The sequence below is a fragment of the Paenibacillus sp. J31R120 genome (assembly GCF_056269225.1).
Map to the genome: position 1 here is coordinate 299327 of NZ_JBWDNN010000005.1, position 24168 is coordinate 323494.

25 protein-coding genes are annotated in these 24168 nt (G+C 47.1%); 10 read left to right on the top strand and 15 right to left on the bottom strand.

Annotation, left to right across the window (positions count from 1 at the left end; genetic code table 11):
• Positions 1-29: 29 nt before the first annotated feature.
• The 5 genes from AC0YNW_RS19685 to AC0YNW_RS19705 all read right to left on the bottom strand — a co-directional run bounded on the left by AC0YNW_RS19685 (position 30) and on the right by AC0YNW_RS19705 (position 5122).
• Positions 30-1241 carry an MFS transporter gene (locus AC0YNW_RS19685; RefSeq protein WP_475833404.1) on the bottom strand — a complete coding sequence of 404 codons (1212 nt, stop codon included), beginning with the start codon at positions 1239-1241 and terminating at the stop codon, positions 30-32.
• Between the two features lie 25 nt (positions 1242-1266).
• Complete coding sequence (locus AC0YNW_RS19690; RefSeq protein WP_475833405.1) at positions 1267-1812, bottom strand: NADPH-dependent FMN reductase; 546 nt, start codon at positions 1810-1812, stop codon at positions 1267-1269.
• Positions 1813-1828: 16 nt separating this feature from the next.
• A complete protein-coding gene (locus tag AC0YNW_RS19695; RefSeq protein WP_475833406.1) occupies positions 1829-2650 on the bottom strand; it encodes an NmrA family NAD(P)-binding protein in 822 nt (273 codons plus the stop codon).
• A gap of 149 nt (positions 2651-2799) precedes the next feature.
• Positions 2800-3441 carry a response regulator gene (locus AC0YNW_RS19700; RefSeq protein WP_475833407.1) on the bottom strand — a complete coding sequence of 214 codons (642 nt, stop codon included), beginning with the start codon at positions 3439-3441 and terminating at the stop codon, positions 2800-2802.
• A gap of 1 nt (position 3442) precedes the next feature.
• Positions 3443-5122, bottom strand: coding sequence for a GAF domain-containing sensor histidine kinase (locus AC0YNW_RS19705; protein WP_475833408.1), 1680 nt, complete (start codon positions 5120-5122; stop codon positions 3443-3445).
• A gap of 199 nt (positions 5123-5321) precedes the next feature.
• Here AC0YNW_RS19705 and AC0YNW_RS19710 point away from each other — a divergent pair, with 199 nt between their 5' ends.
• Both AC0YNW_RS19710 and AC0YNW_RS19715 read left to right on the top strand, forming a co-directional pair.
• Positions 5322-5897, top strand: a complete 576-nt coding sequence (locus tag AC0YNW_RS19710) for a LysE family translocator (protein ID WP_475833409.1) — start codon at positions 5322-5324, stop codon at positions 5895-5897.
• Positions 5898-5930: 33 nt separating this feature from the next.
• Positions 5931-6707 carry a helix-turn-helix domain-containing protein gene (locus AC0YNW_RS19715; protein ID WP_475833553.1) on the top strand — a complete coding sequence of 259 codons (777 nt, stop codon included), beginning with the start codon at positions 5931-5933 and terminating at the stop codon, positions 6705-6707.
• A 115-nt stretch (positions 6708-6822) separates the two neighbouring features.
• On the opposite strand, the gene AC0YNW_RS19720 is transcribed toward AC0YNW_RS19715, so the two are convergent.
• The 5 genes from AC0YNW_RS19720 to AC0YNW_RS19740 form a co-directional block, all read right to left on the bottom strand.
• Positions 6823-7215 (bottom strand): RidA family protein, encoded by a 393-nt coding sequence (locus AC0YNW_RS19720; protein ID WP_475833410.1) that lies wholly within the window; start codon positions 7213-7215, stop codon positions 6823-6825.
• 314 nt (positions 7216-7529) lie between these two features.
• On the bottom strand, positions 7530-8465 hold the full coding sequence (locus AC0YNW_RS19725; RefSeq protein ID WP_475833411.1) for an alpha/beta hydrolase: 936 nt from the start codon (positions 8463-8465) through the stop codon (positions 7530-7532).
• 132 nt (positions 8466-8597) lie between these two features.
• Complete coding sequence (locus AC0YNW_RS19730; protein WP_475833412.1) at positions 8598-9953, bottom strand: sensor histidine kinase; 1356 nt, start codon at positions 9951-9953, stop codon at positions 8598-8600.
• Positions 9950-10624 carry a response regulator transcription factor gene (locus AC0YNW_RS19735; RefSeq protein ID WP_475833413.1) on the bottom strand — a complete coding sequence of 225 codons (675 nt, stop codon included), beginning with the start codon at positions 10622-10624 and terminating at the stop codon, positions 9950-9952. The genes AC0YNW_RS19730 and AC0YNW_RS19735 overlap by 4 nt, the downstream gene beginning before the upstream one ends.
• A gap of 133 nt (positions 10625-10757) precedes the next feature.
• Positions 10758-10985 (bottom strand): helix-turn-helix domain-containing protein, encoded by a 228-nt coding sequence (locus tag AC0YNW_RS19740; RefSeq protein ID WP_475833414.1) that lies wholly within the window; start codon positions 10983-10985, stop codon positions 10758-10760.
• A 117-nt stretch (positions 10986-11102) separates the two neighbouring features.
• Here AC0YNW_RS19740 and AC0YNW_RS19745 point away from each other — a divergent pair, with 117 nt between their 5' ends.
• Entirely contained in the window at positions 11103-11237 is a 135-nt protein-coding gene (locus tag AC0YNW_RS19745; RefSeq protein WP_475833415.1) for a hypothetical protein, read from the top strand.
• A gap of 96 nt (positions 11238-11333) precedes the next feature.
• Here AC0YNW_RS19745 and AC0YNW_RS19750 read toward each other — a convergent pair whose 3' ends face one another.
• The 4 genes from AC0YNW_RS19750 to AC0YNW_RS19765 all read right to left on the bottom strand — a co-directional run bounded on the left by AC0YNW_RS19750 (position 11334) and on the right by AC0YNW_RS19765 (position 14869).
• Positions 11334-12680, bottom strand: a complete 1347-nt coding sequence (locus AC0YNW_RS19750) for an FAD-binding oxidoreductase (RefSeq protein ID WP_475833554.1) — start codon at positions 12678-12680, stop codon at positions 11334-11336.
• Between the two features lie 140 nt (positions 12681-12820).
• Positions 12821-13558, bottom strand: a complete 738-nt coding sequence (locus AC0YNW_RS19755; RefSeq protein WP_475833416.1) for a hypothetical protein — start codon at positions 13556-13558, stop codon at positions 12821-12823.
• Positions 13470-14111 (bottom strand): serine hydrolase domain-containing protein, encoded by a 642-nt coding sequence (locus AC0YNW_RS19760; protein ID WP_475833417.1) that lies wholly within the window; start codon positions 14109-14111, stop codon positions 13470-13472. The genes AC0YNW_RS19755 and AC0YNW_RS19760 overlap by 89 nt, the downstream gene beginning before the upstream one ends.
• Positions 14112-14389: 278 nt before the next feature.
• Positions 14390-14869 carry a nucleoside deaminase gene (locus AC0YNW_RS19765; RefSeq protein ID WP_475833418.1) on the bottom strand — a complete coding sequence of 160 codons (480 nt, stop codon included), beginning with the start codon at positions 14867-14869 and terminating at the stop codon, positions 14390-14392.
• Positions 14870-14984: 115 nt separating this feature from the next.
• On the opposite strand from AC0YNW_RS19765, the gene AC0YNW_RS19770 reads away from it, so the two are divergent.
• The 4 genes from AC0YNW_RS19770 to AC0YNW_RS19785 all read left to right on the top strand — a co-directional run bounded on the left by AC0YNW_RS19770 (position 14985) and on the right by AC0YNW_RS19785 (position 19187).
• Positions 14985-15866 (top strand): LysR family transcriptional regulator, encoded by an 882-nt coding sequence (locus AC0YNW_RS19770; RefSeq protein ID WP_475833555.1) that lies wholly within the window; start codon positions 14985-14987, stop codon positions 15864-15866.
• 667 nt (positions 15867-16533) lie between these two features.
• The gene (locus tag AC0YNW_RS19775; RefSeq protein ID WP_475833419.1) at positions 16534-17007 is read left to right on the top strand and encodes a hypothetical protein; all 474 of its coding nucleotides are present in this window, start codon (positions 16534-16536) and stop codon (positions 17005-17007) included.
• Positions 16997-18808: an ATP-binding cassette domain-containing protein gene (locus AC0YNW_RS19780; RefSeq protein ID WP_475833420.1), complete on the top strand. Its 1812-nt coding sequence runs from the start codon at positions 16997-16999 to the stop codon at positions 18806-18808. Before AC0YNW_RS19775 ends, AC0YNW_RS19780 begins: the two co-directional genes overlap by 11 nt.
• Positions 18756-19187, top strand: coding sequence for a hypothetical protein (locus AC0YNW_RS19785; RefSeq protein ID WP_475833421.1), 432 nt, complete (start codon positions 18756-18758; stop codon positions 19185-19187). The genes AC0YNW_RS19780 and AC0YNW_RS19785 overlap by 53 nt, the downstream gene beginning before the upstream one ends.
• Positions 19188-19505: 318 nt before the next feature.
• On the opposite strand, the gene AC0YNW_RS19790 is transcribed toward AC0YNW_RS19785, so the two are convergent.
• Positions 19506-21902 (bottom strand): S-layer homology domain-containing protein, encoded by a 2397-nt coding sequence (locus AC0YNW_RS19790; protein WP_475833422.1) that lies wholly within the window; start codon positions 21900-21902, stop codon positions 19506-19508.
• A 394-nt stretch (positions 21903-22296) separates the two neighbouring features.
• On the opposite strand from AC0YNW_RS19790, the gene AC0YNW_RS19795 reads away from it, so the two are divergent.
• The 3 genes from AC0YNW_RS19795 to AC0YNW_RS19805 are packed head-to-tail and all read left to right on the top strand — an operon-like array spanning position 22297 to position 24165.
• The gene (locus AC0YNW_RS19795; RefSeq protein WP_475833423.1) at positions 22297-23154 is read left to right on the top strand and encodes an ABC transporter ATP-binding protein; all 858 of its coding nucleotides are present in this window, start codon (positions 22297-22299) and stop codon (positions 23152-23154) included.
• Entirely contained in the window at positions 23147-23800 is a 654-nt protein-coding gene (locus AC0YNW_RS19800; protein ID WP_475833424.1) for an ABC-2 transporter permease, read from the top strand. The genes AC0YNW_RS19795 and AC0YNW_RS19800 overlap by 8 nt, the downstream gene beginning before the upstream one ends.
• Positions 23800-24165 carry a GntR family transcriptional regulator gene (locus tag AC0YNW_RS19805; protein ID WP_387475646.1) on the top strand — a complete coding sequence of 122 codons (366 nt, stop codon included), beginning with the start codon at positions 23800-23802 and terminating at the stop codon, positions 24163-24165. Before AC0YNW_RS19800 ends, AC0YNW_RS19805 begins: the two co-directional genes overlap by 1 nt.
• The last annotated feature ends 3 nt before the right edge of the window (positions 24166-24168 follow it).

The following is a 24168-nucleotide window of genomic DNA, read 5'->3' on the forward strand; positions in this document are numbered from 1 at the left end:
TTTATTAGGCATCTCAATAGGTTTTGCTCTTAATGCTCGCTGCTTGATGAACGAGGACTCCGTCTCGCATAGACAAGATTGGCGACATAAAGGAGGAGAAGCACGCCTAGAATACCGGCAGATAAGCCAAATATGGGAGCGTATTGACCATTCATTACCCCTATTCCAAGCAAAGCTGAGCCTGCCGCTATGCCGATGTCCATTCCGATCAGAAAAGTACTATTGGCTGCACCGCGTCTTTCTGGCAACGCCCGTTGAATCGTCCATGCCAGCATATAAGGCTGGACGGCTCCGAACGACAAGCCATAGACAAAGGCTGATAGCACGAATAGCGGGAAGCCTGTTGCTGCAGACAGCATGGATAAAGCAACAACGCCAAGCACGATGCCCGGCACAAGAACATACGCCGGCCCTCTCCTGTCGAATAGCTTTCCTGCGAGCGGCCTTACTAGAATCGAGGCGCCGCTAGACAGCAGGAAGAATATCCCGCCATTCGTGATGCCAAGCTGCTGCCCGTATAATACAACATAAGTCAAAATGCCTCCATAGCAGAATGTAAATAACATAAGCAGTGCAGCCGGAAGCAATGCGGAGCGCTCGAACATGCTGGCCAACAAAGCTTGTGAGCGGCGTGCAGACGGAATAATCTCTTGAGAGAGAGCCGTCCCTTCATTCCGTCCCCTTAAGGACAGCGCTAGGGGAAGCACGGCGACTGCAGAAGCCGCCATGAACAATGCCGATGCACCGAATTGTCCATATATCCATCCGCCTGCATACGGTCCGACCGCCATGCTGGCCAAGCCGAATAACATAAAGGTGCCGATGCCCGCTCCTTGTTGGCCTGGTGGAATCAGATCGGACACGAGTGTTGCGTAAGAGGCAGTCAAGATGCCCCAGCCGATGCCAAGTCCAATACTGCAGCCTATTATCCAGCCTATCGATGGCGATAGCATATAAGCAAGAGAGGCGAGCAGGAATGCCAGCAATCCCGCGATAACGATTCGTTTGCGATTCCAGTGATCCAGCGCATATCCCGTCCCTAATCGGATGAGGACTGCTGCAACCGTAATAATGGCAACAACAAGTCCTACGGCTGTCCGTTCTACACCGGTATCCGTCAGATAGACGGGAAGCGTAGGCAGCAGCATCTGAAAGGACAAGAAGACGAGCATATTGCACATACAGATTCTAAGATATGCTGCCGACCAATAACCGCCATTCCAATCACTATGCTTCATCATACTTTTTTCCCCTTGCTACTCGGAATTATCGCAATCCTTTTAATGCGCCGCTCCAGGCTGTCACTTGATCCAGCATATCTTGAACGGTTTTCAGATGCAGCTCGGCGGGTTTAAAGGTATGGAATTGTTCAAAATCCGTGAAAATGGACAAGGTAGGATGAACGCGTACATCCGCTACCAGCAATTCACCTAATATCCCCCGCAAATGCTCGGCTGCACGAGCTCCTCCGGTCGAGCCATAGCTCACTATTCCGGCTGCTTTGTTATTCCATTCATGATAGGCCGAATCGAGCGCATTTTTCAGAACCCCGGTTATGCTATGATTGTATTCCGCAACGATGAATATATATCCATCCATTTCATCGATTTTTTGCGCCCAGGACTTCACGCCCGCATCTTGCGGATCGCCTTCTCCCATAAAGGGGAGCTTATATTCGGCTATATCAATAATCTCATAGTGTCCATCCCTGCGCCCTTCGGCTATGCCTTTAATCCATTCGCCAACTTGAGGGCTCACCCGTCCTTGACGGGTACTTCCCAATATAATGCCGATCTTTAGCTGCTCGCTCATTTGCTTCATCTCCGTTTTATATAAATTGTTCTCTATTTTCTGTTAGCCATTGTGCGAACGTCCGCGCGGGACGACCTGTAATCTGTTCGACAGTCGGCAAGACCTGATAAGACTCCTTAGGCGGATTAGCGTGCCAGCCGACGACATAATCGATGACGTCTTCCTGAATGCCGGCCTCTCGCATCTTGGCTCGTTCTTCCTCTTCTGACAATTGAACAAACCCAATATTCCGGCCAATCTCGGCACTTATTAAACGCACCTTATCAGGTATGGATAACACTTCAGGCCCGGTTAACGTATAGCTCTTGAAGGCATGGCCATCCTCCATAAGCACCGTCGCAGCGACGCTGCCAATATCCGCCTCATGAATTGAAGCACTTAATACTTGATCGTTCAGCCCTCTGATCACACCTTCCGATCGAATGGATTCCGCCCACTCCCGTGCATTGGACATGAATTCAACTGGCGGCTGAAGATGGGTCCATTCCAGCCCGCTTGCTTCTACCGCCTCTTCTACCGGACCTCTCTCGCCGCTCCACAATAGCGACACTTTCCGTACACCAGCCTTTTCAGCCAGCGCTGCGATTTCAGCCCCGGTTTGCAGCGGAGCGGAGTCGGCACCGTTAAATGTAATCAAATGCATGGCAGTTACTCCATCCAGTGCCGGAACAAGGGTCTGAGGATCGGTTAACTCTCCGTATACGACCTCCACGGACTGTGGCAGATTGGCAGTTGCAGGGTTGCGTGTAAGGGCCCTGACGCGAGCACCCGAACGGACAAGCTGATCAATGACATGCCGTCCTACATTCCCGGTTGCGCCTGTTACTAGAATAGTCAAAAGTATACATCCTCCTTAGATCGCTTAATTAGATTCATGAACATCTCTAAATTTACATGAATTCCCACCCCGTTGCGTCCTGCGTACGTCTAATTAACACATAAGAAAAAGGTCTTATCCGAAGATAAGACCTTGGCTAAGACCTTCCATTAGCCGAACCAATTGTTTTTGGTCGCGAACAGTGCAGCTTGTGTACGATCCTGCATTTCAAGCTTGGCTAAAATATGCGTGATATGGGTTTTTACTGTTTTCTCCGAAATATGAAGCTCGGCCGCAATCTCCTTGTTGCTCTGACCAAGCGTAATATGCTGCAAGACTATGCGTTCCTTTGCGGTGAGAACATCAATTCGCTTCTCCTCTTCATTCTCCTTGACTACGTGGGACATCAGCTGATGTGTGGCTTCCGGGTGCAGCGTCTTTCTGCCATCCATCGCAGCCTGTATGGATTCGATTAATACTTCCGGTCTGACATCCTTTAATTGATAGCCGATGGCACCTGCCTTGATCGCTTGCAGCACGGACTCCCGGTCTGAGTAGCTTGACAGGATAATGACTTTCACCTTCGGATACTGCTCTGTTATAATCCTTGTGGCCTCAATCCCGCTCATTCCCGGCATCATTAAATCCATGAGCACAATATCGGGATTCAGCGCTTGCACCTGCTGGAGGGCCTCTTCCCCGTTCTGGGCCTGACCGACAATTTCAATAGCAGCCTGGGTTTGCAGGAAGAACCGCAGTCCTCTGAGTACAACCAAATGATCGTCTACGATCAGCACTTTTATGGTCTTCATGTCAGTTCTCCCTTGAACGCGGCACCGTAACGGTAACGATGGTTCCTTTGCCTGCTGTACTGTTGATTTTCAAGTTCCCATTGACTTGCGCCGCTCTTTCATTCATGCTGCTGATGCCAAGCGTCACGAGCTTCGTCTCTGCTTGCTCGGTCACGAACCCGCAGCCATAGTCGATGATACTCATTTGAATCTGGTCTTCAATAGACTGAATCTTGATCGTAGCGCGATTCGTCCGGGCATGCTTGCTCACATTATTGATTGCTTCTTGTCCGATCCGCCACAAGGTTTTTTCTACCTTCTCAGTGAATTGCACATCATCCTTCATCTGCAAGGTGACATGAATGCCGAGTTTTAAAGCATATTCCTTCAAAGAAGCAAGCATCCCTTTCTCTGCACTATACGGGCGAAGCTGCCAGATCAAGGTGCGCATCTCGGACAAAGTTTCTTGCGACAGCTTCTGAATATCGCTGATGCCGTCCACAACGAGCGGATTTTCGTCTTTCAGCAGCTCTTTGATGCCTTGCGCAGTCAGCGATAGGGAAAACAGCTTCTGATTAACAGAGTCGTGCAGATCAAGCGCGAGCCTGTTCCTCTCTTCCGATAACAGCAGATCCTGCCATTCGTCATACAAGCGGATTCTTTCCATCGCCAATGAAATATGATCCGCCAGCGTTGTTAAAATTTTGATCTCCAGTTCGCTGAATGTGGACAGCTCTCTGCCGATAAGAAGCACCCCTAGCGGTTCATTTCCGAGCAGCGGCTCTTGTTTTTGCAGAGGTATTGCGATCGAAAACCTATTTTGGCTAGGTTGCAGTGCGGCAAAGGAAAAGGGAGTATCCTTGCTCTGGCATACGGTCTGTTCAAGGAAAGCTTGATGAATAATATCCGAAGATTCTTCCTCTGCATGGAGACTGGATTCATTCAAGACTCTTGCACTCTCATTGTCATAGAGGGCGCGCAGCATTAGCCGATTGCCATGATGAGCGGCGATCGCTACCGTCGGCCAGTCGAAATACGTGCCAATATTCAGCACAACGGTGAGCAGCAGCTCCCTCAAGTTATTGATCGTCCAAATATGCCGTGTTACTTCATTGGTGCTGTTATAATAATCCACAATATAGCGCGCGATATTGTCAACGGCGAGCTTCTCCCTTTGCTCAAGCAGTCGAGTGCGCTCCACAGCTGTGCCGATCTGATAAGCCACCCCTTCAAGAAGGGCAAGCTCTTCGTCGCTGAAATGTTCTTTGCCAGGCGATCCCACATTCAGCAGGCCGAATCGCTCCCCGCATATCGTGAGCGGTACTGTGGCGTGATGGGTCAGATTATTCGTATCGCCAAGCGACAGTGTGCCGGAATTATGAAGACGCTCGCATTCAATGATGTTGACCGCTTGATTAAGCGAGTCTCTCCAATAGAGCTGGAGACAGAAGCAGGCTTCACCCCGCATAGACTCTTTGTCATTCCGGGCAAGCGCGGGAGGCAGATTATGATCCGCTACATGATGATAGATCGGCTCATCATCCGCCAGAAAGATCCAGCCCGTCTTCAGCCCGGTCAGTTCCAGCAGCTTCTCCAGCGTGCTTTGAAGCATGGGCTTCATGTCATGATTTTGGTTCAAGGTTTCCGCGATTGTTTTCAGAATAAGCAAGTCCTTATAATGCAACGTCCGTTCCTCGTACATCCAATTCACCACCATCTCATGCAATCCATCTGAATAGCTAGATCATACCTTATTTCTCCAAGAGTATAAATCATATTTCACTCCAAAAAAACCTGTTTCGAATCCAGGCATGCTGCTGATACCCTGCCTCCGCAATAATATACTATAGCTTCGTTTATGAAAGATGTAGGATATGAGCATACCAGAAAGAGGGGTTCTCATGGATGTTACATCTTTTTTTGTTTACTGTATAATTGCTACTATTACACCTGGCCCTACGAATATTGTCATCTTGTCGACCGTCCATCGACTCGGGACAAAAAAAGCAATGCAATATACGTTTGGAGCTACGATTGGTCTAGGCTTATTGCTCGGGATCTCCGCTTTGTTGAATACGATGCTACAGACATTCCTGCCTAAAATCATCTTGGTGATGCAACTGATCGGAAGCCTCTATATACTTTATCTCGCTTATTTGATCTATAAGATGGATGTATCCGATGCCGCTGCGAGACAAGCTTCCACCTTCTGGTCGGGTGTTGTGATGCAATTCCTTAACCCGAAAGTAGTCCTGTACTCACTGACGGTCATACCAGTCTTCATCTTGCCCAACTACAGCTCGGTCATAGCGAGGATATACGGCATTACGGCCATCGCGCTTATCGGTTTTTTTGCATTTCTGACATGGGTGCTGTTCGGAGCGATGTTCAAGGCATTTTTGCAGAAACATAAAAGGATTGTCAATATATGCATGTCGTTGTCGCTCGCCTATGCTGCGATCATGATCTGGCTGTAGGCAGGCTTGGAAAGAGGTGAAGAGATGGATGGAATGAACAGGTTCATCTATAAAAAATCAATCGGGATTACCGCGCTGACCGCAAGCATGACGGATTTCACCTACAAAAAGCACGCTCATCAGGAGTATGCCGTTGGCGTCACGTTGCGCGGGATTCAAAAATATAGCCTCGATGGCAGTCTGCAGTTGTCTTATCAGAATGGCGTGATGCTGTTCAATCCGGAGCAAGCGCATGACGGGATGGCTTATGACAAGTCTGGTCTGGACTACGTCATGCTCTATATTGAACCCCGGTTGTTGCTTGAAGCTATAGAGGAAAGAGAGGCTCCGCGCTTCTCAACACCTGTTGTATATGATGGACAGCTTGAACGGAGCATCATAAGTCTCTCTGACGCCATATTAAGGGGAAAGGACGAGGCGCTGTGCACTGAGTTGTATTTGTCCTTGGCGGATCATCTGGTTCAAACAAAGCTCTCGACGGATGACAAAAAGGAGCATGTGATGATTCGGAGAGCAAAGGATATGCTTCATGCGGGTTTGGACCATGTCCTGAAGCTGGACGAGATTAGCAGCGAGCTACAATTTTCGAAGTTTCAATTGATCCGGTTATTCAAAGCGCATACAGGGATTTCCCCGTATCAATATTTCCTTAACTGCAAAGTCGAACACGCGAAGCAATTAATCGAAAAAAATAAGGATGTCTATTCAGCCGTGGCAGATTGCGGCTTTGTGGATCTGGCCCATCTGAACAAGCATTTTAAAAGCGTATATGGCATTACAGCATTTGAATATTTGTCGCATATTCATTAAAACAGGGGCTGTCTCACATTTGAGACAACCCCTGTAGTTCTTCTATATAAAGTCTAACGTTTGCGGCATAAGAGACTGCATAGCAGCCATTAACATTACACTTGCAGAATTGACTCTAGCCGGCAGCCCACACATCGAGCTCAATCTTCAGTTCAGGCAAGCCAAGCGCTTGCACATAGGCAACTGTCATCGATGGAGGCGTGGCGCCGAACGCAGCTCCCCACACCCCGTAGAAGTGATCCCAGTCGATCTGTTCCGTGGCCCAAATATTGACCTTGACGACATGATCAGGCGTTAATTGCTGCGAAGCAAGCACCTTCACAATATTATCGAGGGTATGGGTGGCTTGTTGATTAAGATCAGGGGGTATGTTGCCGCTGGCGTCCGTTCCGATCTGCCCGGAAAAGACATACCATTCGGCATTCCGGCTAATCTTTGTAACATGGCTATATTGACCGACCGGCTGCGCGATCGTGTCCGGATTCGAGCGTTGAACGACATTATTCATTGTATATTCTCCTTTTCAATAGGTAAGCTATTATTGGAATGACCGTAAATGGACAGACGTATCCCGTCTGTGGTCATTCTAGAAGAAAACAGCTGTTGAATATCCAATGCCAGAAGACAAATTGCGCAAAGCCCTCTTTTTCATTGAATATCCCTCCCATCAAAAAGTGTAGTATAACCGGATTATTATAACATAGATGCCGCTCGGTTAGCCATCCAAGCTAATCTTCGTAAGTCAGAGGACAAAAACAAAGTGCATAGATGGCGTCTTGGCCATCCATGCACCCAGGTATGATTTCGGTTGCCGCTATTGACTTACTTCATGTCTGTCATGAACTGTCTGAAGTTCTCCACAATTTCCTTGTATTTCGTATGATGGACATAATGGCTATAATCGAAGACAACCATTTTGCCATTCTCTACGCTCGCCGCTTGCTCTTCATGAAGTGGAACCCATTCCTCTGAGAGATTTTGGCTTCCGACAAAAAGCAGCAGCGGAAGGTCAGCTGGGAACTTCATATGCTTGCCCTCTTTGAAATTCGAGGAGATGTGCACCATCTCATTCAAGATGGTAGGGTTGAACATCGTCTTGAGCTGGATCAACCTGAATTGTTCTCTAGTTTCATCATCATATGGCAGGCCTTCATAAGGATCGGGACTAAATTTCAACATCAATCTGGCAAAGCCTGAGTTTTTGAGCAGCTTAAATTTGCCAATTGGGAATTCGACATCCATGCCGCCCTGCGTAGGAACACTGGTATCAATTCCGATAAATGCAGAAACTTCATCCCTATACTTGCTTACATAATCAACACCGTATAGACCTGTAATCGAGTGTCCCATCAGGATATAGCGATCAATGTTAAGGCTTTGCAGCGCCTCATGGATTTCTTGAACGATATTTTCGGTGGTGCGGTCCTTGTCGGTCAAGTCGCTTAATCCGTATCCGAATGGCTCAATGGCGACTACTTTGTAATAAGGAGACAGCTCGTCTATGAGCGGCTTGAAGTCCAGGACAGGCGACGCTGTTCCATACCCTGGCAGAAGCACGACTGTCTCTTCGCCTTCCCCTTGAATGAGCACATTCATATTTTTGCCGTCTACAGGAACAAGCTGTCCATATGCCTGGATCTTCTTTTGATCCGTCTTGTTGCTGACCACATTCACGATATATACGATCGCGATAAAAGCTACAATCAATATTAGAATTACTGCTAACGTTTTGAGCAGAATCCTCAGCCACTTTTTCATCTTACCTACACCCTTCTTCACCAGATAATTCGGCTGCCCTAGCAAGCCGCTATACAAAGCTTAACTGATGAAGATGTACAGACAATGACGCGAATATGAACTGAATATGAACAGGCTCGTTAATATTGCGAACTACTCCGCCAATGACGCAAGCGGCAAGGTGACGATAAAAGCAGCGCCCCTTCCAAGCTCGCTCTCGACACGGATATGTCCCTGATGAAGCGATACGATCTGCTTCGCGATGGCAAGCCCCATGCCGCTTCCGTCATACTTGCGGCTGTGAGAACGGTCGGCTTTGAAGAATCGCTCGAAAATACGTTTCTGATCCTCCTGGGAGATGCCGATACCGGCGTCGGCTATGCGGACGGTCACAGTTTTGGCGTCTTGCTTCATGCTGACGTGAATGGTGCCGCCCTCTTCGGAGAACTTGATGCTGTTGCCTATAATGTTGGTCCATACCTGGTTAAGCTGGTCGTGATCTGCTGTGACGAGTATGGGCTTCAGATTGATTTCAAAGCTAATATGGCGTGCCGACCATTGCGGCTGAATCGCCACAATGACCCGCCTGATCTGCTCATCAACCCTTAGCTCGGTTACCCGCAGCTGCTGTGTGCTGGACTCCAGCAAGCTTAGCTTCAGCAGGCTGTCACTCATCTTGGACATGCGCTTCGCCTCCGAGATGATAATATCAAGGTAACGGTCTCGCTCACTCTCAGGTATGCCTGCTTGCTTGAGGGCTATGGCATAACCTGATATCGAGGTGAGCGGCGATTGCACTTCATGCGATACATTCGATACGAACTCCTTGCGCATCTGCTCCAGCTGCTTCAGATCCCGCATCATCTCTTCGAAGCTGCGGGCGAGCGTGCCCAGCTCACCTTTTTGCTTAATGTTCAGCTTAACGTTGAAGTCTCCCGCCGCAATCCGTTTGGTTGCTTCGGTCAGCTTCTTGATCGGCCTGACCAGGAACACAGCGGCTACAAGAATAAGCAAGCTTCCCGCTATTAAGCTATTGGTCAAAAACTTCACCAACAGGGATACGGAAGAAGCGGCAAGGGGCTCTACAAACATGGCTTTCGTTCCTGTCTCTGTACGAAGAGGCATGCCCAGCAGAACAGGCACTAATCCCTTTGAGCTGATCTGCAGCACTTCTCCACCCAGCACTCGACTGATTTGCTCCGGCGTTACTTCAGATACGCTCTGACCATTCAGCTCCCCGAACGACTGGATTTGCCCGCCTTCGTCGTACATGCGAATATAGTAAGAATGGAGCTGCTTCATGCCGCTGACATACGAATCCGCCTCAGCCGGCGGCAAGGCATCGTAGATCCGGGAGACGTCTTCGCCGAAGTGGAATACGTTGAGCATCAGGTTATCGTTCAGCTTCTCCTTATACAGCCACGATGTAGTAAATGTAGCAATAATCGTCCCCCCGATGACAGACACCAGAAAGGTCAATACGACACGGGTATATAAGGAACTAATCATGGAGTTGCCTCAAGCCGGTAACCGAGACCCCGCACGGTATCTATCCGAAAATCAGGCGTATCCGCGAACCGTTCGCGCAGCCGCTTGATATGAACATCGACCGTCCGTTCATCGCCAGCGTAATCCATCCCCCAAATCTGATCGATCAGCTGCTCGCGCGTATAAATTTGTCCGGGCTTGCCTGCCAGCTTGTACAATAATTCAAATTCCTTGAGCGGGAGCGCCAGCGATTCTGCCCCGATCGTTACCTTATAGGTCTGCCGGTCCAGCAGGATGCTGCCGATCTGGATGGTCTGCATCGAGCTGACTCCGTAACGCTTCAGCAGCGCCCTGACGCGAACGGTCAGCTCCAGCGGATCGAACGGCTTGGTCAAGTAATCATCCGTTCCAAGCTGGAATCCTTTCACCTTCTCCCATGTCTCGCCTCTTGCCGTCAGCATCAGCAACGGGAGATCGGGATTGGCTTTTCGAAGCTCCCTGCACAGCTCCCAGCCGTCCATTAACGGCATCATAATATCAAGCACGACAAGATCGACTCTCGTCGAGTTATATACGGCCAATGCTTCCTTGCCGTCAGCGGCTTCAACGGTCTCGAAGCCGTCATTTCGCAAAAACAAACAGACGAGTTCGCGAATGTTCACATCATCATCAGCAACTAATATCGTAGGCATCCGTTCCCTCTTTTCCCTGTATTACTTGGTAACCAGTATACTATAAAGCCAGTGTCGTGCATAAATCCGGGGATGTTCAACTGTTCAAATAGGAAGTTAAAAAAAGCAACTGCCATATCGCGGCGGTTGCTTTTTATGCCTTCTCATTATATTCGACCAGATCAATAATTTTCTTAATATCCGAGATATTAAGCGCTTCTGCAATTCGTTCAATGTGATTGAAGTTAATGTTTTCCCTTTTTCCGCTCGATAGTTCACTGAGCGCAGCATGCCTGACATCGGATATGCGAGACAGTTCCCTTAAAGTGATATTGTGCTCTTTGATGAGTTCAGGGATTTTGACAACAACCTTCTTCGGCATTCCATCACCAACTCTAGTTGAATTCGACCATTGACTATACGCAATAGCGTATCATATAATATGGACAATTCTGGTACGCATATACGTAACAAATAAGATCATGGAGCTGATACAAATATGGTTGAACTGATCGCGGTATATGAACGGCTGGTGGAGGAAGAGGATGAGCTGCTGAACAAGCTTGAAACGCTAAGAACATCTGAGGGATTAGTCCGCGCTATGCTCTCGCCTCAAGAACACTCCCATTTCTAAGCAAGCACTAATATGTAAGCTCCTCCGTTGTATGTTTAAAAACTGCAACAGAGAAGTTTTTGACTTGCTCTCCAACAAACAATTGCAGGATAAAGCCTACCTTCTACGAGCCGGAGTAATGCTTTGAGGATTACGGAACACATTTTTGGGATCGTACTTCGCTTTTACTTTCCGCAGCCTCGGATAGTTCGCCCCATAGTAGACCGGCCCTGAGTTTTTGATACCTTGGTCCGGAACGTTGATATAGGAGCCTACGATATAAGGCTGCAGCTTCCGGCGAGTCTGACGTACGATGGCTATATTTTTGGGAGCGTCGGATTGCTTGAGCCAGGAGCTGTTCCACTCTACATAGAACTTGGCCTTGCGCCAGTAAAACGCTGTAGAGGTAGGCGACTTGCGGCTTACTGCCCCGCCCCAGTTCAGGAAGAAGAAACCGGCGTCTGTCCCCTCTACATTCTCTAAAAATTGGCGCATAGACCGAATCGCTTTATCAGGAAACGGACGTCTGGCGAAGCCCGACGAGAACTGGTTGCTGTACCTCTGAGTAAGCACTGGATCGGGAGGCAATAAGAAGCTCACGGCTTCCGGGTAAGGCACCTGCCGAATGATTTTGGTCTTAGGCGTGCCGATGCTTGTTAGCGGCTGTAATAGACGAAGAGCTTCCGATCTAGGACCGAGGTACAGCCCTTCCATCGTAACACTGCCCCCTTTTTTCGGACCGATCGTTAGTTCGCTGCCCAGCTTGGTATTTACCGAAGGCGCCCATTTTTGCCATGCTTTGAGCACCCTCTCGAATTGATTCCACGGCCAAATAATGCGGTACACCGTTGCCTGAGCCGGAGCTCGCAGCACCTTTAATTTATACCGGGTATATACGCCAAAGTTACCTCCGCCTCCGCCGCGAGAAGCCCATAGAAGATCGGCATTACGATGTTTGTTGGCACGAATCACTTTTCCATTCGCGTCCACCATTTCGAGTTCCAGCAGATTATCGCTGATGAGGCCGATCGTCCGCTGAAGCGGCCCGATTCCGCCTCCGAGCGAAATTCCTCCGATCCCAACCGTAGGGCTGTCGCCAAAGGGCGCAATAAACCCTTGCCGCGCAAGCGTATGTGCGATTCTGCCGACTCGATTGCCCGTCTCCACGATTGCCGTTGCATTTTTTCTGTTCAGCTTGATCATCTTCATATCGCTGACGTCAATGACAAGTCCCCCGTTAACCTGCGAAAGATTAACTTCAAGCGAATGTCTGCCGCTCCTGGGACGAATCGGTACGTTATGTTTCCGCGCCCATTTGATGGCGTTCGCTACATCCTGTGTTTTTTGAGCAAATACAAACACTTTAGGGTATCTGTCCGTATGGGGGTCCCAATTTTTGCGCGCCGCTTCATAACCCGGATCTCCTCGAAAAATCACTCGTCCGGTTAGCCCCGCTCTTGATATCACTCATCCCACTCCCTTGGAGAAAATGATTGCACGTTAATCCAATACAGGAACCCTATATCGTATGAAGGACATTTGCGCAGGGAATGGGCCAATTTCCGAAAATAAATGGTATGCAATCGGCGCACATTACATCCGTTTTACCAGATGTTATAAAGGTTGAATGAGTACAAAAAGATAGCAATCAGCAACAGTGCAGCAGCGAGCATGATCGTCCATATTTTCAATAGCATCGTGTTGTTCGGCAATTTCCACTTGCGTACGAACCGGTACAACACTCCCAATGCAGTGATGCCGAGGAGCCAGAAGATGATCGAATGGATAGTTAACCTAGACAGCGGCAGTAACGGGTCGACCGCTAATCTGACGACTACAGCTGCAAGATTGACGAGATGAAGCATACCCAGAAGAGAAAGCCATAGCGCCGAGGAGTGCAAAGGTGCCTTGCCCCGCCGACCTCTCTGCAATGAGCGAATGAGAAGTCCAATTAAGCCGATTAACAGGCTTAATAGAAACGTAACCGCAGCTCCGCCAATGACAATCGTATGAAGCATCGGAGTACGCAGTGTCGACACAGGCTGTTCATCGGCAATAACGCCATACGACATGTGAGTCACTTCTCCGTTAGCGTTGGTTTTGAAATAGATCCGGCTTGTATCATGTCCTTCATCATCCATAGGCGTGTTGCCCGATCTTTGCCGCGCGTATACGTACGGCTCTATCTCCACATAAGTCGCTTCCATCCCGATTGAAGGTTTGGTCAACCGGATGGAACCATCACCATTCACGCTAACCAACGTATCCGTATCGGCAAGAATCGGAATCAGCTTGAAGGGCCCGGATTCGACGGCGCGCGCCGAACGGTAACGCCCTGCCACCTCGCCTGCTAGGTTGACGCCCCGCTCCGACGCGCTGCTCCAGCGACACCAAGTCGTCAGGGTCACGGACCATCAATTGTTCCAGGTATTCTTCGAAGCCTGCTGTATGGCTCATCAGGTGAAGAAGGGTAATCGGCTGGTCATAAGCCAACTCCAGAAACCGATCGGGCAAATATTCGCGAATATCCGTATCCAGCGCCAGCTTGCCTTGCTCGACGAGTTGCATGACCGCCGTCCATGTGAACACCTTGGATACGGAACCCGCTTCCATATAGGTAAGCTCCGGACTTATGGGCTGGCGCTCCTCCACATTAGCCAATCCGTAGCCCTTCAACAGAATGATCTTCCCATCCAACACCACCGACACGGCGGCGCCTGGCACATCCTTGCCGATGTACTTCGCCATCACACGGTCAACCTCTGCTTCCATTCGGGACTCGCTTATCCCGGAAGGTGTGACGGCAGCAGCCGATGCAATCCCTGGAAACCAGAGGGTCAATATCAACAGCATGGCCGCCAGCGGCAGAAACGCTTTTTTACATATACACATCATGCCAACATCCTTTCACTTCCAACTGTTAAACTTCCTTCATTTTACAGTCGGCTAATAAAAGCGATAACGGTCCTCGGAATGCTTCTTGTATAAGTCCGGGTGTGGGGATGAGAATGCGACGCTTGGCTGATAGACGATGCGACTTCCGCACGAGATGGCTGTGGCGCCATACTTGAAGTTTTATTTGCCACAGAATCTTCAAACGCTAAATTATGGGCAACCAGACACAAAAACGCAACCTTGATCAAGGTTGCGTTGTCCTTTTTTATCATCCAACTTTATCTCTTGGCATGCAGCCGAACATGAAGCTGCCGCACTTCCTCCGCCAGCTCAGGCACTGGTCCTTCAATGACAGTATCCCGAATGACCTCCTGGATCGAAAGATTGCGGACGCGCGACGGGGCAACCCCCAGCTCATTCAGCCACCCTGCCAATTGCTTCGAGGAGCTCGCATATACAATCCGTCCCAAGCCAGCCCAGCCGTGGGCTGCTGCACACATCGGGCAATGCTCGCCCGTCGTGTAGACGGTAGCCTTCTCCCTATCTTCAATCGTCATATTCTGTGCCGCCCAGCGCGCCAAAGCAAATTCCGGATGCTGGGTATGGTCGCCGCCAGCTACATGGTTATGGTCTTCCATCAGCACTTCCCCGGAAGCGGAGACGAGCATCGAGCCGAACGGCTCATCGCCCGCTTCCAGAGCGGCCTCTGCTAATTCCACGCAGCGTCGCAAATACTTCATGTCCGAATCATTAATCATCGTAATCCTCCTGTTCATCTATTTCTATAGAATCATGGTATCATAAGCATATCCATTCGAAAAATATAGATAACCTATTATTCACTAAGGTTTTTCATATACAAGGAGGAGCATGATGGATATCCGGCAGCTGCGCTATTTCATTGCGATTGTAGAGGAAGGGACTGTATCGGCCGCTGCGAAGCGGCTACATCTCTCCCAACCGCCGCTCAGTCAGCAATTGAAAGCGATGGAAGAAGAGCTGAGCACAGCATTAATGGAGCGAAGCGGCAAATATTTGAAGCTGACGGCAGCGGGAAAGAAGCTCTATGACTATGCTCTGCAAATGGTGGAGCTTATCGAGGAAGCCGCATCTGAGGTGAAAGAAGTCGGACAAGGCAGTAGCGGTACGTTAGCGATTGGCGTCAATACGCTTTCGGTTGCAGAACTGCCGGGCCTTCTCCATCGCTTTCGAGAAACTTACCCCAAGGCCGCCTACCACATCCAGCAAAGTGAGTCCGCCCGCCTCTGCCAATTAGTCAGAGAACGCGCGGTTGAGCTGGCATTTATTCGCTTGCCCCTTGATTTAGGCGATGATTTGGCTGTCCATCATCTATATAGCGAGCCGTTTTATGTGGTGACATCGGCAGAGGCTTCGCAGCCAGCTCCTCAGGATGCTGGCGTCTCGCTTGCCGAGCTGCAAGACATCCCGCTGATGCTCCCCAGCACACCGGGACTAGGCGTGCATTATTTGATTCGGCAGGCTTTCTCTGAGCTTCATCTACAACCGAATATTGTAGGCGACTGCTCCGACATCTCGCTGCTGATCCGGCTGGTAGAGTCCGGCTTTTGTTCGGCGATCGTACCTGAGACTCTGCTCAAGGTGCATGATCGTGCTGCTATTCAAGCCAATAAAATAACCAGCCCGTCCGAGATGACTTCTCCCGTCGGGCTGGTATGGCTTAAGAACCGCCGCTTGTCTGCATTGGCGGAGAACTTTATAGCTCACACCAAGTAGAAACTTCATACCGTCAATAGTATCGATAATCAATTTTTCTAATTCTTTTGACGCAAATCCAAGCATCCAATAACAACTGGCCTTCTGATTCCAATTCCTGAAGAACCTCATTCACCGACCGGTTATCTTCAATAATTTGACTGAAGGATTGACGAACCAATAGGAAATATTTATGAGTAAAATCAGAGATAACCTGGGTATGCACATTTACAAATGCAATATGATTCAACGCTTGCTCCACTTCTACGCCCTAGACTTGCCCAATGTGCTTCGTACGGGTTGAGATATATCCATCTGCATTCTGTTTTTGTGCAGCCAACTCGTCACCCGTAATATATTTGATGATTTGTTTTCCTAATGTACGTGCCAAAATACCCTTCGTTTGACGGGAAAAGCTTTGCCATTTCAATCATTTGCTTCAATGTAACTCCGCCAAAGGAATGGGTATATGATTCAAGTCAAATAAAATTTTGTTGTAATACTTAAGCAGCCCCCTATAAACAAAAAAAGACCTCTATCATCTATTATTTACTTTATCATCCATAAAAGATGGAATCAAATATTTTTTCCTTCAAACCCCAATTAGCTCTTGATTTATGTGAAAATGAATGATAGAATCCACTTAAATAATAATAATGTCTAATATTGGATTTATTAGGAGGTTACCATGGTTAATAGAACTTTTTCCCATTCGTCTAACGAAATGAAAAAGCTTCCAGTCAACTCCGAGATACCCGACATTACTCTAATAGAATCAGACTCACCGCTTACCCTCCGTCAGCTCATCACTGATCACCTACTGCTCTTGTTAATAAGTACAAGCTGCGACGTTTGTGCAGATGCGCTTGAAGCTCTGGATGATTACACCCATCAGAATCCCGCACTTAACGTAATTATATTAATAGATAGCACACAGGAGAATATAGAGATTATTCAACAAGCTTTTGAAGGACGAGCAAGCGTATTCAAGTATTCCATTCAAGATATGGTGAAGCATTTGCAGTCTTATTCCGTTCCATGGGGATATGCAATAGATGCATCCTGCAAGATTCTTTCCAGTCAAAATGTAGGTTCACCCAAGCTGCTAAGAGAGACCTGCCAACCGATCGTCCCGTATTTCAATGGTATCCATGAAGCTTAACCAAATTATTCGCAAGGCTATAACAGGCTCATATTGGACAATTGCAATATTAAGCTTGTTATCAGTCATACTAATAGGGATTGCAGCCTTTACCATTAAATTGACAGAGCAGTTTTTCGATGCATTAACAAATAGTAATCAGAATTACTCATTCATTATTCAATTAATTGTCATTATGCTTCTCCTCAAACTAACTCAGCTATGTATGGAGCAACTCCGCCAGTACTTAGAACAAAAAATGACGATTCAAATGAACCGTCTTCTTGAGTATCAATTAATTGATTTGATTAATCTAAAGACTGTGACAAAATTAGAAACGCCTCAGTACCAAAATGATTTTAACTTTCTTCGAAGCACTTTTTTTTCAATATCCAGCTTAATCATTACTTTCATTCATTTTGCTCATCAAATCATATTATTTATGACCTATAGCATCATACTAATAAACTATATATGGTATTTGCCTATAATTGTTACAATTTACTGCTTGCCACACTTCTTAAATGAAATCAAAATATCGAAACTGAATCATTCGTATACAGAAAACACAAGTCAATTGACTAGAGAAAAACTAATGATGTTCGAGACATTAGTAAGGCCAATCGCTCAGAAGGAGCTCTTAATCTTCCAAAGCAAATCGTTTTTTTTGAGAAAATGGGACAAAGTATCTTTGAAATCTATTAAATGGGAAATATCTCATCAGAAAAAAATCTATATCAAAAGATTCCTTTTTGCCATAATCGAACCTCTGGGTTTTGTCATTATCCAGATTCTCTTAGTACGAAGCCTTATCGCGAGCGAGTTAACTATAGGCCAATACATAGCTATTACTACCGCAGTGACTATGCTTCAATCATCATTGTTTGCCATTGGCCAATACTTTGGAAGAGTCAAACAAACATTTCTGACAAGTCGCCAACTTCAACAATTTATGGAAAAGTACTTTCCGCTTAACCTCACAGGACAAGATCATGACATGAAGCTAGCTTCACCTATTGAAGAAATTGTGATCAAAGATCTTACATTTCAATACCCAACGACGAATAGATGTGTGATTAAGCATATAAATCTAAACATCAAATCAGGAAATTGCATATCAATAGTGGGTGAAAATGGATCGGGTAAATCAACGTTAGGTAAAATTCTAATTGGGCTATACGATGTTGCACCCGGAGCCCTTTACATTAATGGCTCCGATATTAATGATATTAATCACCTGAGCCTAATTCGCCAGATGACTATGGTCTCACAGGATTTTGTCCGATATCCAATCTCGTTGGAGGAAAATATTATTTTGAATTCTCCGTCGGAAGAATCTGAAAAGAAACTATTGGAGTTGTCAGAACAGTATTCCGTGTTATTTCCTGAAGAAGTTTCAAAGGAAACAATATTAGGCTGGGAGTTCACTGGATCTCGACAGCTTTCTGGAGGCCAATGGCAGAAAATTGCTATTGCCAGAGCCTTATATAAAAATTCGCCTTTTCTGTTGCTAGATGAGGCTACCTCTGCGCTAGATCCAGAAACCGAACAATCTATTATGAATTCTATTACCAAAAATAGAAAACGGGCTGGCCAAACTACCCTTTTCATCACACATCGAATGCAAATCTGTCAGATGGCCGACTATATTATCGTCTTGCATAATGGGGAAATTGCAGAGATCGGAACACATCAAGAGCTTATTCAGGCTGAGGGAAGATATTATCGAATGTTCATGACTACACAAGATAACAATGAGGTGAATAACATTGGGAAAAATCAACTTCAAGGAACTATTTCAGCGCAATTCGCAGCTCAATGAAGAACATCAAATTGGGGATTATTTTCCAGAATCAATCGCATTGCTACGTCCCACTAATGAGAACCCGGTTTTGCTGGGATATATCTCATTAACCTGTAAATCCTGTGTTGATATGCTGCCAACTCTTATAACCGAATTCAAGCAGTTCCCTGGCGATGTGCAATTATATACGGATGGAAACCATGAAGAAAACGAAGAGCTTTCCCGGCACTTCAATCCGGGCTTTCCAATCCTGTCTTTATCCGCCAATGAACAAAGGGATATTCATAAGGTTTTCGCTACACCTTTCATATACAGGTTGGGCAGCAATCGCATTATTGAAAATTGCGGAGTTATTCATTCCATAAATGATTTAAACAGGATTATTAATCAGAACTGATATCATCTGTCCGAGTTAACATGAAAGGAGGTGAAAACGATGACTTGTCAGGATACACATACAAAGTGCTACGGTGAATGGGATTGTCAAGCTACTAGTACTTGTCTGTCAGGAAGAATCTCTTATCGTACTGTCTTCAGACGTTGCTTCGATACTTCTAGCGGCTCTACAACTTGCGAATACACACATACCGAGTATGGAAATTGCTGCGGCAACTAATTCCAGACCATGTACCGCAATCATTCATTAGAATGAACGAAACCCGTAAGCTCATCACTTTATGTGAGAGTCTTACGGGTTTTCTGGTATCAATATGCATTATTCAACCTTAAGATTATCCAATAGACGCAAGATAATGACAGTCGCTTCAGCACGAGTGACCTGACGGAATGGCTGTAATTCGGACTGATTGGTTCCAACTAGAATCTGCTCGTTGACAGCGGTAAGGAAAGATGGTCTGGCCCAGCTTGGAATGGCTTGCGCATCGGTGAATCCAGCGAGTCCATCTTCAACCGGTACGCCGGAATTTGACAGCATGCCTGCTGCGATAACTGCCAGTTGCGCGCGGGTTACCGCATCGTTTGGACGAAAGCTGCCGTCTTCATAGCCTTGCATCAATCCTCTTTCATTCGCCGCTGCAATGGCTTTACCAGCCCATGCTGCTACTTGATTCGCATCCTTGAAATCGGTTGGTTCTGCAGTTGCTGTCCATTGGAAAGCTCTGGCCAGCATCGTCACAAAAGCTTGACGGGTAATCTGATCGCCCGGACGGAAGCTGCCATCCTCATATCCTTGTACAATTCCTAAAGATATTGCCCTTTCAATGTCAGCTTTCGCCCAATGATCCGCTATATCGTTCAATACGATTCCGTTTTGATCGACTCCCGGTTGTTCCTCACTTTCAAGCTCCTGCACAGCCAGCAGCACAAATAGTGCGAGCTGCTTCACATCAGCGATAAATTTCCCATTCTCAATGCGGCCCGGAACCTCTGTCCAAGACTGCTTGGTTTGGTCATAGTGATATAAAGCCGGAATCTGCCCGTCAGTCAGCTTATCCTGATCAAATACAAAGCTTAAGGTGACCACAGTTGTGAACGGATTCTCAAATGTTTTGCTTAGTTCAAGTGCGTCGGACAACATCTGCGCATGTTGTGGAAGCTGCGTCCGTTGCGTCTGACTCAATTCCCGTTTGTTGACGGTTAATGTGAAGTTGCCATTGGCTGCATTCATTGGAACGTTGATCGACAAGCCATAATCCGATTGAATGACGCACCCATTCGGACCGCAATTCGTGCTCGGCATGACAGACGGTTCCGGTGCAGGCCCCGGTATGATTACACGCGGAGCTACCTTAATTTCAAGGTCTGCCTCCAAAGCGTTGCTGTTCATTATCCCATCCGGCAAGGTTAACGCACCTTGGAAACGATACGATCCCGCTTGATTCCCATTGTAAGCCGGAGTGCCTTGATTCCAAGTGACAGCGGCAGCCATCTTGGTGCTATCGCTCAGCGTCACTTCAACTTCTGTCGGCAGGTTCAGCCTCGATGCTGGAGTTCCGTATGATATCGTTTTGCCGCTTAACTTCTCAACGTCGGTTACATTAACTGCGACCTTTTCTGCGACAATGACATCCAGCTTCGCCTTATAGCTCTCTGGATTCTCTATGCCTGCTGGCAGTACCAAGGTACCTTCAAAGGTATACGATCCTGGTTGATTCGCATCATATGCCGGTGTTCCTTGATTCCAAGTTACCGCAGCCTTCAATGTCTTATCGTCGCTAAGCGTTACCTCGACCTCTATCGGCAGGCTCAACTCAGAGCGCGGAGTACCAAAACCCACAGTTAGGGGATTGAGTTCCTCAACACCGGTAACGGACACATTCGTTTTTTCCTCTACGATAACATCTATGCTGGCCTTGTAGCCTCCCGGATTCTCAATGCCCGTCGGCAATGTCAACGTACCTTGGAAGGTGTATGATCCCGGTTGATTCGCATCATATGCCGGTGTCCCTTGATCCCATGTCACAGCAGCTCTCCCGAATTGTTTGTTGTTCAGCATTACCTCCGCCTCTGTCGGCAGACTTAGCTCTGAACGCGGCGTACCATAAGCCACTCTGATCATGTCAAATGGCAATGTCCCCATCACATCTACTAAAAATTTTCCATCTGTCACAATCGTCAATTTGGCTTGATAACTCTGCGGATTGACGTCTCCAATTGCTAACGTCAAAGCTCCTGATATATGGAGTCCTCCTACGGCAGGATCATAGACCGGCAATCCTGGATCCAAGACTACATCAGCTTGAAGGTTCGAATTTCCAATTAGTTTAAGATCCGAGACTGCCGGCAGGTTGTAGTCAGATTGTGTTGCGCCCGCTGGCACATTTTTCTGATTCACCGAATTGGCGTCTACATCGATATGAATTCTAGCTTTGAATCTCTGCGGCCTTACATCCCCTATAGCTATCGTCAAAGCACCTGAAAATCTATGAATCCCAGGCTTGTCCGGATTCTGTGTTGGGGCTCCCTGATCCCATTCAACTGCGGCATTAACCTTCACACTGCTGCCTAGCGTAAAGCTTGCGCCTGTCGGCAGTTCCACATCAGGCAGTGTAGCCGCTTCTGCGGCTTGAACCGACATTCCCATTGCTGGTATCGCGAGCAGGATCGTCAAACATATGAGAACCAGTCGTTTGCATTGCTTCCAATTGATCATCTAGTAAATCCTCCAAGTCTATTAAACTGCTAAACTACCATTCCCACTAACGCTGCCATGACCATGCCTTCTTGAAAACCCCGTACAAAATCGGATCTCCATATGTTGAACTCCCAGGAAATATAGCCCAGCAAACTAATCCAGTATAATACAAAAGCACTAGAATGGCGATATGTGGAAAGTATGGGGATGCGACTATTGTAATACAATCATTACTATTCATAGATGTATATAGAACATTCAAGAATTTAGCATGGCGTCATTAGCAGGGGAACTTTCGTTAGCCTTTTTTGTATTTACTTAAAAAATAGATGAACAGGAATTGACAGCTGATTACAATCGATGATATATTGTGCATACACAACATACACAATTTTGGAGCGGAGGAAACGCTATGTTGGCTTTAGATCTTCGTAACGCAAGTAAAAAGTATGAGCATTTTCATCTGAAGAACGTATCTTTTCAACTGGAAAAAGGCTACATTATGGGATTTATCGGCTCGAATGGCGCTGGCAAAACAACCACGATCAAGTCGATTCTGAATCTGATTCGCCTGGATAGCGGTGAGATTCATATTATGGGCAAGAACATGGGTCAGCACGAGGTGGAATTGAAGCAGGAGATTGGCTCTGCTTTTGGCGACATTAACTTTTATACCCGCAGCAAAGTCAAGACATTAACAAATGTAATCAAACGGTTCTATAAGAACTGGGATGACGATACGTACCGCAAGTATTTGAAGAAGTTCAATTTAATCGAGGACAAAAAAATCTCCGAGTTATCAACCGGCATGAAGGTAAAATACAGCCTGGCCCTTGCTCTGTCGCATGGGGCGAAGCTGCTTATTCTGGATGAGCCTACTAGCGGACTCGATCCTGTCGCCCGGGATAATCTGCTGGATATCTTCCGAGAGCTGGTGCAGGACGGCGAGATCAGCATCCTCTTCTCCACCCACATCACATCCGATCTGGAGAAATGTGCAGATTACATCACCTTCATTCATAACGGAGAAATCATCAAGAGTGCGGAGAAGGAACAATTTGTAGATTCGTACCGTTTGCTTAATGGCAAGAAGGAGCAGCTGGATCTGATCAAGGACCAACTCATTTCTTACAAGGTCAATTCATTCGGCTTCACCGGCTTGATTCATACGAAGGAATTTGATTCGGCACTGGATATAAAATCGGCGATACCGAATCTGGAGGAGATTATGATTTATTGCTCTAGGAAGGAGGGTCTGCAGGATGTATAACTTGTTAATGAAAGAATTCAAGATAGGTGTAAGTCCTTTTTTCTACGTACTGCCGTTTTTAACTGGCGCATTGATGCTTATTCCGGGGTGGCTGTATTTCCTGGTAATCCTCTACTTCTGTTTCATTACGGTTCCGAATATGTTCGGCGGGTATAAGAGCCAAAACGATTTGATCTTCACAAGCATCATGCCGGTTACAAAAAGAGATATGGTGAAAGCAAGAGTCTCCTTTATCGTCATTCTGGAGCTGCTGCATATCGTAGTTGCCATGATCTATAGCGTGTTCACGCTGCGTTTGTATCCAGATATGGTGTACTTCTTCCTCAAGCCTTCCTTTGGCTTCTGGGGACTATGCTTCGTCATGCTGGCGATCTTCAACCTGATTTTTATCTCCATGTATTATAAGACGTCGTATAAATACGGCGCGGCAGCATTTACAGCGAATGCAGGTGCAATCTTGTTTGCCGGGGGCTTCGAATGGCTTGCCTTGCAAAACTCGCATGTGTCCGATCTGTTCAAAGGCGCTGGCAGTGACAATCTAGGCGCTCACCTCTTAATCTTGCTTGCAGGCATCGTGATATTTGCGCTATTTACATTTATCGCTTATCATATTGCCAACAAACGGTTTGAGAAAGTGGAAATGTAATGAACATCGCAATTTCGAACACATCTGAAAAACCTATCTATCAGCAGATTTTTGAACAGATCAGCGCGCAGATCCTCAAGGATGAGCTGGAGACCGGATATAGCCTGCCTCCCATACGGCAAGCGGCCACGGAGCTGGGCGTCAGCATCATCACGGTGAAGAAAGCCTGGGAAGAGCTGGAGCGTCTAGGGTTAATCTATACCGTTACGGGCAAAGGATGTTTTGTTACCGATCTCTCGCCAGAGGAGATGCTGCAAAAACGCAATGATATGATCCTGCAGCAGATGGCGATTGACGCCGACTATTACAAGTCCTTCGGACTTACGATAGAAGAAGTTTTTGAGCTTATGAAGAAGGTTTATTGATGG